The sequence below is a fragment of the Dyella sp. OK004 genome (genome assembly GCF_900114495.1).
Taxonomy (GTDB): Bacteria; Pseudomonadota; Gammaproteobacteria; order Xanthomonadales; family Rhodanobacteraceae; genus Dyella_D.
The window spans coordinates 170594-183356 of record NZ_FOZI01000005.1 but is presented as its reverse complement, the minus strand read 5'-3'; the positions used below and the strand labels follow the sequence as shown (position 1 = coordinate 183356).

Annotated in this window: 14 protein-coding genes; 7 read left to right on the top strand and 7 right to left on the bottom strand. The window is 61.0% G+C overall.

The annotated features are described in order from the left end of the window. Positions 1 to 99: 99 nt before the first annotated feature. Complete coding sequence (locus BM338_RS19130; RefSeq protein ID WP_255367381.1) at positions 100 to 1308, bottom strand: YncE family protein; 1209 nt, start codon at positions 1306 to 1308, stop codon at positions 100 to 102. A 52-nt stretch (positions 1309 to 1360) separates the two neighbouring features. Continuing rightward, complete coding sequence (locus BM338_RS19125; RefSeq protein WP_090453842.1) at positions 1361 to 2158, bottom strand: creatininase family protein; 798 nt, start codon at positions 2156 to 2158, stop codon at positions 1361 to 1363. 176 nt (positions 2159 to 2334) lie between these two features. Between BM338_RS19125 and BM338_RS19120 the strand changes: the two genes are divergently transcribed. The 6 genes from BM338_RS19120 to BM338_RS19095 all read left to right on the top strand — a co-directional run bounded on the left by BM338_RS19120 (position 2335) and on the right by BM338_RS19095 (position 8083). Next, positions 2335 to 2796, top strand: coding sequence for an SRPBCC family protein (locus BM338_RS19120; protein WP_090453840.1), 462 nt, complete (start codon positions 2335 to 2337; stop codon positions 2794 to 2796). Then, positions 2780 to 3142, top strand: a complete 363-nt coding sequence (locus BM338_RS19115; RefSeq protein WP_090453838.1) for an ArsR/SmtB family transcription factor — start codon at positions 2780 to 2782, stop codon at positions 3140 to 3142. Before BM338_RS19120 ends, BM338_RS19115 begins: the two co-directional genes overlap by 17 nt. Positions 3143 to 3299: 157 nt before the next feature. Then, positions 3300 to 3917: a hypothetical protein gene (locus BM338_RS19110; RefSeq protein WP_218156395.1), complete on the top strand. Its 618-nt coding sequence runs from the start codon at positions 3300 to 3302 to the stop codon at positions 3915 to 3917. A 421-nt stretch (positions 3918 to 4338) separates the two neighbouring features. Then, entirely contained in the window at positions 4339 to 5832 is a 1494-nt protein-coding gene (locus BM338_RS19105) for a MocR-like pyridoxine biosynthesis transcription factor PdxR (protein WP_090453836.1), read from the top strand. A gap of 83 nt (positions 5833 to 5915) precedes the next feature. Next, entirely contained in the window at positions 5916 to 6824 is a 909-nt protein-coding gene (locus BM338_RS19100; RefSeq protein WP_255367380.1) for a TolB family protein, read from the top strand. A 386-nt stretch (positions 6825 to 7210) separates the two neighbouring features. After that, complete coding sequence (locus tag BM338_RS19095; RefSeq protein WP_218156394.1) at positions 7211 to 8083, top strand: DoxX family membrane protein; 873 nt, start codon at positions 7211 to 7213, stop codon at positions 8081 to 8083. 9 nt (positions 8084 to 8092) lie between these two features. Here BM338_RS19095 and BM338_RS19090 read toward each other — a convergent pair whose 3' ends face one another. From BM338_RS19090 to BM338_RS19075, 4 genes are all read right to left on the bottom strand, one after another. Continuing rightward, on the bottom strand, positions 8093 to 9412 hold the full coding sequence (locus BM338_RS19090) for a peptidoglycan-binding domain-containing protein (RefSeq protein WP_090453831.1): 1320 nt from the start codon (positions 9410 to 9412) through the stop codon (positions 8093 to 8095). 48 nt (positions 9413 to 9460) lie between these two features. Further along, the gene (locus BM338_RS19085) at positions 9461 to 10378 is read right to left on the bottom strand and encodes a DUF4189 domain-containing protein (RefSeq protein ID WP_090453829.1); all 918 of its coding nucleotides are present in this window, start codon (positions 10376 to 10378) and stop codon (positions 9461 to 9463) included. Positions 10379 to 10515: 137 nt separating this feature from the next. Next, the gene (locus BM338_RS19080; RefSeq protein WP_090453827.1) at positions 10516 to 10860 is read right to left on the bottom strand and encodes a hypothetical protein; all 345 of its coding nucleotides are present in this window, start codon (positions 10858 to 10860) and stop codon (positions 10516 to 10518) included. A gap of 344 nt (positions 10861 to 11204) precedes the next feature. After that, positions 11205 to 11411 (bottom strand): CsbD family protein, encoded by a 207-nt coding sequence (locus tag BM338_RS19075; RefSeq protein WP_090453825.1) that lies wholly within the window; start codon positions 11409 to 11411, stop codon positions 11205 to 11207. A gap of 223 nt (positions 11412 to 11634) precedes the next feature. Here BM338_RS19075 and BM338_RS19070 point away from each other — a divergent pair, with 223 nt between their 5' ends. After that, positions 11635 to 12321 carry a hypothetical protein gene (locus BM338_RS19070; protein ID WP_143109347.1) on the top strand — a complete coding sequence of 229 codons (687 nt, stop codon included), beginning with the start codon at positions 11635 to 11637 and terminating at the stop codon, positions 12319 to 12321. 31 nt (positions 12322 to 12352) lie between these two features. Here the strand turns inward: BM338_RS19070 and BM338_RS19065 are convergent, their stop codons facing one another. Continuing rightward, on the bottom strand, positions 12353 to 12649 hold the full coding sequence (locus tag BM338_RS19065) for a hypothetical protein (RefSeq protein ID WP_090453821.1): 297 nt from the start codon (positions 12647 to 12649) through the stop codon (positions 12353 to 12355). Between the last annotated feature and the right edge of the window lie 114 nt (positions 12650 to 12763).

Here is a 12763-nt window from a genome sequence, read left to right as displayed (position 1 = left end):
AAAGCGTTTTGGGAGAGGTTTTCGCAAGCCCCCTCCCAACCTCCCCCTGTCCCACGGGACTAGCTTTGCGTCGCGAGCAGGGGGGAGGAGCAAAAAAGTTCAGCGCATGATCCCCGTATGCCCCAGCGAATAACGCCCCGGCTGCGGCCACACCGCCAGGCCGTGCGGCTCGGCGCCGACCTTGATCTTGCGCACGGCACCCGTCGCGGTGTCGAAGGCATACACCAGATCGTCATAACGGCCCGACAGCCACAGCACCTTACCGTCCGCACTGACGTTACCCATGTCGGGGCTACCACCACCGGGGATCGGCCAGTTGGCGACAACCGTGCGCGTAGCGAAATCGATCACCGACACGCTGCCCTTATTAATGCCCTTGTTCTTGCCGCGACGCTCGCCATGCACATGGTTGGAGCCGCGGTTGGCGACGTACAGCTTGGTGGCATCGCGGCTGGGATACAGGCCGTGCGTGCCGATGCCGGTCTTGATGAAGCCGATCTTGGTGAAGCTGGCGCCGTCCACCACGTACACGCCATCGGCCATCATGTCGGCCACGTAGAAGATCTTGCCGTCCGGCGATACGCGGATGTCCTGCGGCATGCCCTTCTTCTCGAGCTCGAGGTAGCCGATCACCTTGCGGTTGGCCATGTCGATCTTGACCAGCTTGCCGCCGAACTCGCAGGTGAAGATGGCATAGCTGCCGTCGATGGCGAAATCAGCGTGGTTGATGCCCTTGCACTCCGGCGCCTGCAGGCTGGAATGCAGCTGCATGGTGTGCGCATCGCGGAAATCCAGGCGTGCATGCGCCTCGGCGACCACGATGGCTTCTTTGCCATCCGGCGTGAAGTACATGTTGTACGGGTCGTCGACCTCGATCGCCCTGCCCGGCTTGCCGGTCTTCGGGTCGATCGGAGTCAGGCTGCCGTTGCTCTTGCCTTCGGCATTGTTGGTAACCCACAGCGTCTGCAGGTCCCACGCCGGCACTACGTGCTGCGGGCTGCTACCTACCGGGAAGGTATCGACCACTTTGTAGGTCTTCGGATCGATCACCGACACGGTGTTGGAGCGCAGGTTCGGCACATAGATGCGCTCCAGCGCGCCCTTCACGTTGGGGCTGAAGTTGTTGACGTGCGCCTCGGTGTACATGTTGTCCGGGTTCAGCACGGCGGGCATGCCCGGCACCGTTTTGACGGCGGGCGACGCGGCCAGCGCGGCGCCGGTGAAGCAAAGCCCTGCCAGCACGGCACTCGTCAGGGAGGCGAGCCGCGAGACGCTACGGAGAGAAGACATCCGGATAGAAGACAGCATGGGGAATTCCGTTCTCGAAAATTTTGGGGGTTAGTTCAATGGGCGCGGAAACTCAGCGCCCGGCCGTGTCTTTGCGGATGGCATCCACGGTCTGCGCAACGATAGCATCGATGCCGGCCTGCCCAAGCGCCGCGCTGGAACGGCGCGGGTCGCCACCGTATACACCGTCGGCAGCCCCCAGCTTGGGGCCGCCCTTGAGCTTGTCCATCCGCACCATCTGCGGTGCCACCGCCAGTTGCAGCGAGGTATCGGCGAGCCCGGCATGAGTGCCGATTTCGTCGTCGCGGAAACCACGCTGGCGCAGCAGCTGAGCGAAACCATCCGAACTGGCCTGGTAATAAGTCGGCGGCACGAAGGCCTTGGCCGCCTTGCCAGCCCAGGCTTTGTTGAGCTGCGCCACCACCTGCTTCACATCGCTCTGGTAGCCGCCGTGGTCGCCAAGGAACACCACGTTCTTGAAGCCGTGTGCGGCAAAGCTCTGCGCGGCAGCGGTCAAAATCTGCTCGAACGCGCCATCGGGCACGCTGATGGTGCCGGGAAATTTGGCATGCCCCTGCTCCGGCGCGTAGCTCACCACCGGTGCCACCAGCGCGTTGCCCAGCTGCTCCGCGATGTGTTGCGCCAACCAGGCGGCACGCGCATTGTGCTTGCCCACCGCGATACCGGGACCGCTCTGCTCCGTGCCGCCGATGGGAATGATGATGGTGGTCTTGCCGGCGGCGACCTGGTCGCGCACTTCGGTCCAGGTGAGTTCTTCCAGCAGCACGGTCTTGGGCGTTTGCGCCCAGCTCGCCTGCGCAGCGGCGAGCATCAGGATGGCGGCAAAAACCCGCCGTAGTGAGTGATTCATGGCTTGACCAGATCAGGTGCGTCGACAGCGCGGAACGGTAACACCGTCGCGGGGCCCATGGATCGATAGCGATGTGGCGTGCGTCTGACAGCGTTAATCGTGGGTGACCGGCCTCATGCAACCAAACAGTTGCATTTAAAAAATGCCCGACCTAATATGCAACCCGGAGGTTGCCCATGAACACATCGACTGATCGCATCGAACGACAGATCCTGCTCAAGGCCCCGCGCTCGCGCGTGTGGCACGCACTGGCCGACGCCGAGTCCTTCGGCGACTGGTTCGGCCTGGCGCTCAAAGGCAAGCGTTTCGTCGCCGGCGAGTACACGCAGGGAAACATCACTTACCCCGGCTTCGAACACCTCGTGTTCGAAGCATTGGTGGAAAGCCTGAAACCCGAGCACTACTTCGCCTTCCGCTGGCATCCCTACGCCATCGATCCGAACACCGACTACTCGAAAGAGCCGACCACGCTGGTCGAGTTCACGCTGGAGGAAACCCGCGACGGCACCCTGCTGCGCGTCGTCGAATCGGGCTTCGACCAGATTCCGGTGAGCCGCCGCGACGAAGCCTATCGCATGAACAGTGGCGGCTGGGAAGAGCAGATGAAAAACATCGAGACGTATGTCGCCACGCACTAAGCCGTCCACCCGCAGCGCGGCGGAAGTCCCCGCGCTGCAGCGCTCCGCGCCGATCTTCGCCGCGTTGGGCGACGCCACACGCCTGCGCCTGGTTGCCCTGCTCTGCGCGGGCGGTGCCATGTCCATCGCGCAACTCACCACCAGCACCGACATCACCCGCCAGGCAGTGACCAAGCATCTGCAAGTCCTTGCGGACGCCGGGCTGGTGCGCGACGTCAAACTGGGGCGCGAACGCCTGTGGGAATTCGAGCCGTCGCAGCTCGAACAAGCGCGACGTTCGCTCGAAAGCATCACGCAGCAATGGGATCGCGCGTTGTTACGCTTGAAGTCGATGGTCGAGCACTGAGTCGGTTCTGCGCATTGCGCAGGCGCAAAAATCGGGCTAGCTGGATCGACCGTTTTTGAGCTGACGACAGTGGCCTAATGGCGCCCATCTAAATGGCTCTTCCCCTTGCCCGTGAGTGGGGCGCATTTTGTACCTACCCACGCCACGAGCGAGCCCCATGAGCGAGTCCATTTCCACCGCACGCCGGAAAGTGATGCTCGACGGGCTGGTCTGCGCCAGCGCGTTGAGCCTGCTCCCCATCACCAGCGCCCTGGCCGCCCACACCAAGACCCCCTCCGAAGCCTGGGCCCCACCCGGCGCCACGATACCCACCGGCGACATCCACGACTTCGACTTTTTCGTCGGCCACTGGGACTTCGTCAACCGCCGCCTGAAAAAACGCTGGGTCGACAGCGACGACTGGGACACCTTCCCCGCCTCCCTCGTCTGCGCCAACCACCTCGGCGGCGTAGTGAACATCGACGAAGGCGTCTTCCCCACCAAAGGCTGGTCCGGCATGACCGTACGCATCTTCGACCGCACCAAACGCCAATGGTCCCTGTACTGGATCAATAGCAGCACCGGCGTGCTCTATCCCCCCGTCGTCGGCGGCTTCAACGGCGACCACGGCGTGTTCTACGGCGACGACCACGACGACGACATGCCCGTCAAAATCCGCTTCCTGTGGACCCGCCTAGGACACGACAAAGCCCATTGGGAACAAGCCTTCTCCAAGGACAACGGCAAGACGTGGGAAACGAATTGGTTGATCGACCACACGCGAGCCGCGGCGTGAAACGCAAGTAAGCAGCAAAGCCACACGGTGAGGATTGGACGATCACCCCAAAGAAAACCATCCCGACGCCTGACACTGGAAAGGGCGCAGCTACAAAGCGAAACGCCTGCTCTCAGGCCATTTCTCTTTGGTTACTTTCTCTTTGGGCCAGCAAAGAGAAAGTGACCCGGACCGCGGCAGCGGTTCGGAAGCCCGCGGCAGGCGAGCCAGAGCACGCAGACGCGACAACCGAGCGATAAGGCACTGGATTCCGGCCTTCGCCGGAATGACGAAGTAGGAGGAATGGCGCGAGACCGAACCCTCACCCCAACCATCTCTCCCATGGGAACTACCTACGGGGCACCGCGGGGATGAAAGCCAACCATCGCCATCTGGTGCACCCCACCAAGAAAACACCAAAGAAAATCCCTACCATGGCCCAATGGCCAAACACGCCACCTCCGTATTCTCCGTCGACGTCACCGGCCTCAATACGGAACCCGGCCAACCCACCTACGCCCGCATCTGCGAACGCATCCGCAGCGCCATCACCAGTGGCGCGCTTGCATGCAACGCACGGCTCCCCTCCAGCCGCACACTCGCCAAAGACTTCGGCGTCGCGCGCAACACCGTCGACTGGGCCCTCGGCCAACTCGTCGCCGACGGCTACATCGTGAGACGCCGCGGCGCCGGCAGCTTCGTCGCACCTCAACTGCCCGCACGCGATGCGGCGCCACGCACACCCAAACGCCCAAGCCCGGCCACGCCCGGCCAAACAGCACCACGCCTATCGCAACGCGCCCAAGCCCTGCAAAGCTATCCGGGCCACTACCAGGCCGCATCGGCTACGTCATTCACCCCCTCGCTGCCGCCTTCCGACCTTTTCCCGCGCGACCTGTGGAATCGCCTGCTGCATCGCGAAGCGAGCCGGCCCGGCAACGACTACTGGGAATACGGCGCCAGCAACGGCCTGCCCGCGCTGCGCGAAGCCATCGCCGCGCACGCATCCGCCATGCGCGCGGTGCGCTGCTCGCCGGAGCAGGTGGTGGTGGTCACCAGCACGCAGCAAGCCGTGGAACTGGCCGGCAAGGCACTCGCCGATCCCGGCGACCAGGCCTGGGTGGAACAACCCGGCTATCAACCCGTACAACATTGCTTGCGCGCCGCCGGACTGCAGACCGTGCAGGTGCCGGTCGACAAGCACGGACTCCACGTAGAAGCCGGCCGGCAGTTGGCACCGCACGCTCGCCTCGCCTACGTCACGCCATCGCATCAATACCCCCTAGGCTACGAGATGTCGCTGCCGCGCCGAAAAGCGCTGCTCGACTGGGCGCGCGAAGCCGATGCCTACGTACTCGAAGACGACTACGACGGCGACTACCGCTACGAAGGCCGCCCCATCGCCTCGCTGCAAGGCATCGACAGCCACGGCCGCGTGATCTACATCGGCAGCTTCAACAAAATCCTATTTCCCGGTTTGCGCATCGCTTATGCCATCGTGCCGGAAGCACTGATCGCAGCCTTCGTCGACGCCAAGCACATCGCCGATGGCCATACGGCCCTGCTCACTCAAGGCGTACTCGCTGCCTTCATCAGCGAAGGACACCTGGCAAACCATCTGCGCAAAACCCGTGCGATCTACGACGAGCGGCGGCAGGCATTTCTGGAAGAAGCCAAAGTGCTGGCCGGTGTACTGGATTTCGGGCCGGCCGTGGCGGGCATGCACGTCACCGGCATCTTCAAAGAGCGTTACTCGCACCTCGACGACCGCGCCATCGCCGCGGCGTGCGTGCACGAGGGCGTCGACATCCATTCCTTGTCCAAATACGGCGCCGTCGATCGCGGCGGCCTGGTGTTCGGCTTCGCCGGTGCGTCGCGCGAAGCGTCGCAAGCTGGGCTACAGCTTGTGCGACGCGTGTTGGAAGCGGCCGCTTAGCCCCGTGGCCTAAGTCACATGAGCCGCCTTAATCGCTGCGATACCATCGGCCGCCACCCCAAGGACCCCACCCGGCGATGCGTATGAAGCGTTATCTCCCTGTCCTGCTAGCGGTACTCGCGCCCTTCTGCGCAGCGAGCGACAAGCCGCCCTCCACCGTGCATCCCTGGACACCCGTTGGCGTCTCCAGCGACCTGTTCGAATCGCATCCCGCGCTCGATCCACAAACCGGCGCGCTGTATTTTGTGCGCAGCTCCAAGAAGTTCTCCGGCTGGCGCATCCTCACCTCGCATTGCGATGGCAAGGCATGGACCACGCCAGTGGATGCGCCTTTTGCCGGCCCGGGCACCGAGGCCGATCCGTGGTTCACACCGGATGGCCGCGCCGTCTACTTCATCTCCACTCGCGCGACGGGGAGCATGAAGAGCAAGGATCTCGATATCTGGCGCGCCGAACGTGCGCCCGACGGCAGCTGGCAACCGCCCGTTCGCCTGCCGCCGCCGGTGAACTCCGACGAAGCGGAATGGTTTCCGCGTCTCGCGCCCGATGGCTGGCTCTACTTCGGTTCCAACCGCGCCGGCGGCCTGGGCAAGAACGACATCTGGCGCGCGCGTGAAAACAGCCCCGGCCAATGGACTGTGGAAAACGCCGGCCCCGCCATCAACAGCGCCGGGGATGAATACGAGCCCCTGCCCTCACCGGATGGCAAACGACTAATCGTGGAGGCCGACGGCGGACTCTACGAATCCCGCCTCGGCCCGAAAGGCTGGCTGCCGAAGGTGAAACTGGGGCCGGAGGTCAACGTCAACGGTAGCGAGATCGGCGCGATGTTCTCGCCCAGCGGCAAATCGCTGCTGTTTGCGCGCGATACCGGCGAACCGAAGTCCGGCGAGTTCTTTGTATGGCAACCGGATGGCAAGGAAGCGTGGCCGCCGATGTGCGGCGATACGGCAAGCAAGAAGAGCGCGGGCGCACCGGCAAGCCATAAATAATCAACGCGGCTATCGCAATGGCCTTATGCATAAGGCCGCGATTGGCCCTAGGTATTTGGGCAGTGCTTACCTATAAAAACGGTTTGTGCAGGCCAGCGCATAACCTGCAAATACAAGATCGAACCTGATTAGCATCGAACCTCAGCTTCTAGCTCCCTCCCCTGCTCGCGACGCGAAGCTAGTCCCGTAGGACAGGGGAGGGTTGGGGAGGGGTAAGTACTTGAGAAAGCTTTTCGGGAAAGGTTTTCTCAAGACCTCACCCCCTCCCGGCCTCCCCCTGCTAGCAGGGGGAGGAGAAAACCATGACCGGCTGAAACTCAACGCCAACTAGCCATCCACCTTTCAGCACCACTGCCGTGTGCCACACACCACGAGGGAGACAGGGTATGGAACGATCGATTCACGCCGACCGCACCGCGTTCACCAACAGCCTCTCTGCCGCCAGCAACATGAAAGCCATGCCCATGAGCCTGGCCTACGTGACGTTCGCCATCGTGATGGTCGCGCTCGGCGTCATCGGCCTGATCTACGGCGATGTCGCACTGGTATGGCAACGCATCCCCATTGAGCACCTTCCGGGCCAACAGTTGCTTGCCTACGCCTTCGCGGTGATCGAACTGGGCACCGGCATCGGCCTGCTCCTCCGCCCGCTCGCCAAGCCCGCCGCCGCCATCCTGTTCGTCTACATGGTGCTGTGGGCGGTGCTGCTGAAACTTCCGGCTGTGGTCGCCGTGCCGCAGATGGAAGCCACCTGGCTGGGCTTCGGTGAGATCGCGGTAATCCTGGCGGGCGCATGGGTAATCTACGCATGGCTCGCGGACAACCACCACAAGCCTGCCTTCCTCGCTGGCGCCAAAGGCATTCGGAACGCGCGCCTGCTGTTCGCCATCTCGCTGCCAATGATCGGCCTCTCCCACTTCTTCTACAGCCCGCAGACCGTTGAGCTTGTACCGAGCTGGCTGCCACTTCCGCTGGGCTGGGCTTATCTCACTGGTGCGGGCAGCATCGCGGCATGCATCGCGGTGTTGTTTGGCATCTTCCCGCGCCTAGCTGCGACGCTGGAGGCGGCGATGCTGTGGGTGATCACGCTGTTGGTATGGGGACCGAAGCTGTTCACGATGCCGGTAGACCGGTTGGCCCTGACAGCGTTTGTGATCTCGGCGGCGATTGCGTGTGGGGCGTGGGTGGTGGCGGAGTCTTATCGGGGCTTGCCTTGGTTGGCTACCGGCGCTCCAGCGTGGAAGGCGCTGGCGAGATAGACACCACCGTCATCTTTGCATCGTAGGGCCGGCTTGCTGCTGTACCTGCGATTGCGCCTGCTCCTGCTGCGCCTGGCCTTGTTGAAACTGCTGCATGGCGGCAGGCCACGCCGCACTGGTTTGCTCTACCGGCGTGCTCACGCCCGCGACCGTATCGACACTGGCGTGCTGATCAAAGAAATGATCGCGAACACCCGGCGGCCGTTGCACGGCCCACACACGGCTCGCGTCATCACTCAATGCCACCTGATCAATACGCTCCAGCCCCTGTGCCCGGGCTGCGACGGTCAAGGCCGCCGCCAGATTCTCGCTTTGCTGATCGGACGCGCGGCCTTGCTGGGCATCCAGTTGATGTACAGCGTTGCGTGCTTGCTGAAACAACGCGTGGTCGGGATGTCCGGGCTGATCCAGGCGAAGCACCGCCTGCCCTACGGTGATTTGCGGGGATTGCTGCTCACGGGCGCTTCTTAAAGCATTCATCGTTTTCGGACCAGCCGTGCCGTCCACCTGTAAGCCCTGGTCGCGCTGAAAGACTTCAACGGCGGCTCGTGTGCTCGGCCCAAAGTCAGCATCGGCTCTCAGGGCACGTCCCCGCGCATCGGTATACCCAAGCTCACTCAGCTGGCTCTGCATATCCCGCACATTTTCACCATGCGATCCCTGCCTCATTGCAACCGGGGTGCTCCCATGCGAATGAGTGCGCACACCATCCCCCCGATGAGACTCATGAGGTTGGTCTGTGTCGCCTCGACCGGCCTGCTGCTCAACCGCGTGAGCAGGCACCCCATTCTGAAGCCCTTCCTTCCAGCCCTCGAAGTTACGAATACCATCAGCGAGCGCGCCGAGCTCCTGCTCGCTCATGTGTTTTATCTTCTTATCACGCAAATCCACGCCGGCTTGGTCCCCAGCGGCATAGATAGCTTTTTCCTGGGCCTGATGGTGCGTACCGCCGCTGTAGTCCGCCTTCGAGTAGTTGCCCAGCATTTCCGGGACTGTCTTATCCCCCATACCCCTTAGCAGTTTGATCTTTGCTTCATGGCCTGCCTCATAAGTCTCGAATACGGCATTCCCCCATTGATCCAGCCCGACCACTCCATCGTAGTTTGACTGCGCCGAGGCGAGGGCCTGCTCTTTCGTCCTGCGCGTATGAACCGTCTTGTCGGCGCTATCGGCGTACTCAAACTTGAGATTGCCTGGATTGTTGTTTCGCCAGGAGACGGTACCTCCCGTACGCTCCACCTGTATTCCGTCGTCCATCTCAACAACGCGCTTCGTACCTTCGGCAGCGATGAGCCGCGCCACCTTCCTGTTTTCTGCCACATCTTCCATTCTCAAAACCTCCGTGTTGTTGACGGGGTCGGCTAAGCGCCCCCGTCGTCATCGTGAGCCGGTACTGCAATCATTCCTCAGCACCTCGCACGGGCTCTTCCCCTGTCCAGTGCACTGATCCAGCGCCTTACGCGAGACCGCGGCTCCGCCGCCTCGCTCTTCAAGAGTGGATGTCGCCGTAAAGAACTGACCCGAACCGCTCTTTACCAGAGCCATGCATCCATATTTCTGCTTAACCAGTACATGGCAAATGCCTTCTGACTGACAGTCCCCGTGGATGTCCTCGTCCAGGCTCTGTTCGTCAGGTTTATCGACGATGGATGAAAAGGCATGTGTCTTGTCGTTAACGACAAGCGCGTTCCAGTACTCGGGCCGGTGCCATTGAGGATCAAAATCCGTCAACAAGGTGTCGGATGGAAGCTGGAGCTTCTCTACCTTCTTCGCTCCTTCACCAGCGTCCCCAAAGCGGGTTCTGGAAGCGCTCACCACACGCCACTGCTGTGCGGCACGATCATAAACAAAGGTGTAGTCCGCCGAAGAAGGGTGATGCCCACCATGGATCTGCTCGATCTTCATATGACCCGGCGTCAAATCCACCAAATGATCCCCGAAGGGGTCATCCAGAAAGTCACCGCACGTCGAGCACGCAATGATGTTGTTGTTGCGATCCACTTCTTTGAACACCCCGTTGACCCTGCGAAACATCAACAGTGGCCGTTGACCCGAAGTGATATCCGCCTCGGACGGAATCTGCTTTTGTCGTTCAAGGACTACAACCGCATCTGATCCGTCTGTAGTCCCCGTGGCCTTATAAAAGATCACCTTGGTATCGGGCGGTACAAACGCCTTCAGTTCCGCAGGCAGTGACTGGGTGGCAACGGGGTGATAAGGGTTGTCCTGCGCGAGGGCCGCGACCGACAACAGAAGCAGTGAAGCAAACAGAAAAGTGCGCCGAAACCGATCCATGCTTCTCACTCCGTGGCTGTGGTTGCCATCTATCGCCAAACCATAGCTCGGTGTTCTTCCAAACGGCAATCCGACATTTCAGAAGTGCGATTAGGAGCATGGCTTCTCGCACCCATAAGGCGAGGCGCTGCTGGCGATCACCGCCCTTCAGCGCCAATCAGCGAGTCATGACTCAGCGTCTCCGCGTACTGATTGAGAAAGTAGACCGCCGCGAACAAGCCTTCCGTACATCCCGGCGCGAGCGGCCAGTGGCCGGGGTCGGTGGGTTCGTCATGGGCTTGTGCGTCGCGAAACGCATCGCTGTTGGCGAGCAGGCCAGTGATGACGTTGATCGCCATGGCGATGCCGGCGAGTTTGACGAGAACGTGTTGGCCCGGGTCATCCGTCGTGTCCAGATAGAACGGGCGGCTGAGTGGATTGGTGGGTTTGTTATCGGGGGAGCCCGATGGGCGAGCGGGTGCCGTATGATTTGGCTTAGCCATATCAACTCCATCGTAAGTTGGTTTGGTCAGCGGGTCGTATGAGTGACAGCTCATGCGGCCCGCGCTTCTTTCACTGCATCGCTGCAATGGCCTCCCGCGCAGCCGATGAAAGACGGCGCTGACGACTGCCCGAAAGTAGCAAAGGATGGTGCGGCGATATGTAGGGGTTTACCGCCGCAGAATATGCGGTTTGTGGCGACCACACCCATACCATCGCACCGCGGCTCATCAACGCAACAATGCGCACGAGCTGCACGCCTCCCTCGGCGCGAGCATCGCTGCGCAGGACATTTTTAACGAAGCGGGGCCGCTGGTAGCGCGGCCCCTGTCCTCTCGTTAATCCGTCAATGCAACTTCAGGCTCTTCTCGAAAGCTTTCACTTGTTTCTCGGCCTCGTCTTTGGCGACGCCATAGCGCTCTTGCACACGACCGGAAAGATATTCATGGTTGCCTTCGGCGATCTTGAGATCGTCGTCGGTCAATTTGCCCCACTGCTGTTTGATTTGCCCACCAAGCTGTTTCCACTGACCTTGAATGATGTCTTCGTTCATCAGTTATCGCCTCCGCTGGGTCTCGCTGACGCATCACGATGATGCGCTCGAACGATTCAACGCTTAGCGCGGTGAACTAAGTGTTCCAGGAATGTGTGCGGCAATTAAGGTGGTTCATGGTGGTCAATGGGGTGTCGTTATTTTGTTGGCTGGCCGGAGATGCCCCTATTGCTTGCTCAGGCATGACCTGTCCTATCCTTAAGACATGGACAAGGGGATTCATATGGAGCAGACCGAACTGACGTTCAAAACACTGAACGACCGCATCGATGCGTTGCCTGAGCGACCAGGCGCGTCTTTGCAGCTATCAAGGAAGACCAAACTGGCCTACGCCATCGGCCTCGTCGCCATGGCACTCGGCTTGCTCGCCACCAAGCTACTTCCATCAAATCAGCTATACACAGTGGTGATCGCCTTCGTCATGCTGGTCATTGAGTTGATCAGCTTCGCCATCGCGATCATTCCGCAGCTGCCACTGCGCATGCCTGGCTTTCAACGTGAGCGGCGTGAGTACGCCGAAGAGCTCGACTTTGATATGCCGCACCATCTAGGCCTAGTCCAATGGCTGAGCAATTTCTCACCTGAAGAACTACAGAGGCTCGCCGACTATGCAAACTATCGGCACGAGCGCATGAAGGAGAAGCTGCCCCTACTCACTGGCAGCCTAGAGAAGCTGGGCATACTTCCCGTTGTCATTGCGCTGTACATACAGTTCAAAGGCATGCACTGGCCGCCCCAGCCCAGTTGGCCGGAAATTGTCTTTAGCGGTGTGCTTATCTTTTGCTATTGGGCCTGCATGCTTCAGGTCAGTGTCCGTCTTCGTGTCCAGCTCTTTGAGATCTTGCTGAAGAAGGCGGCGACCAAAGCAGAGCTGCGTGTGCAACAGAACACTCAGGCCTCACCTGCTTAGAAAAGTGATGGCCGACCACCTGATCTCTGCGTCAGAAGATGAAATCCCCAACGGCCAACGCAATCACAGGAGCTACGCACATGAGTGCCGCGATTACCGCGCGACGCTTGGCTGCTGAAAAGCTATAGCCCGAAGCCCACAGTGCGCTGAAAACAATGAGCACACCGAGATAGAACAACAACATCTGCGTTAGCCGCTCTGCTTTCAGCGTAGCGACCGGAATGTCTGGATTCGGGTCGCCCATTTGGCTCGCCACACCAATGAAGCAAAGCACCCAGCCCGCCGGGGCCAGAAGTAGTGCCAAGTTTGATGCCGTTGTCTGCTTCATGCATGGACATCCAGGAAAGAGTCAGTTCGCTCATTCATTAGTAGGCGAACGACCCCTACAAGGCAACGGTGGCCCTGGCATCACACGCCATTCGGCGTAGGCTTTGGCACTTAC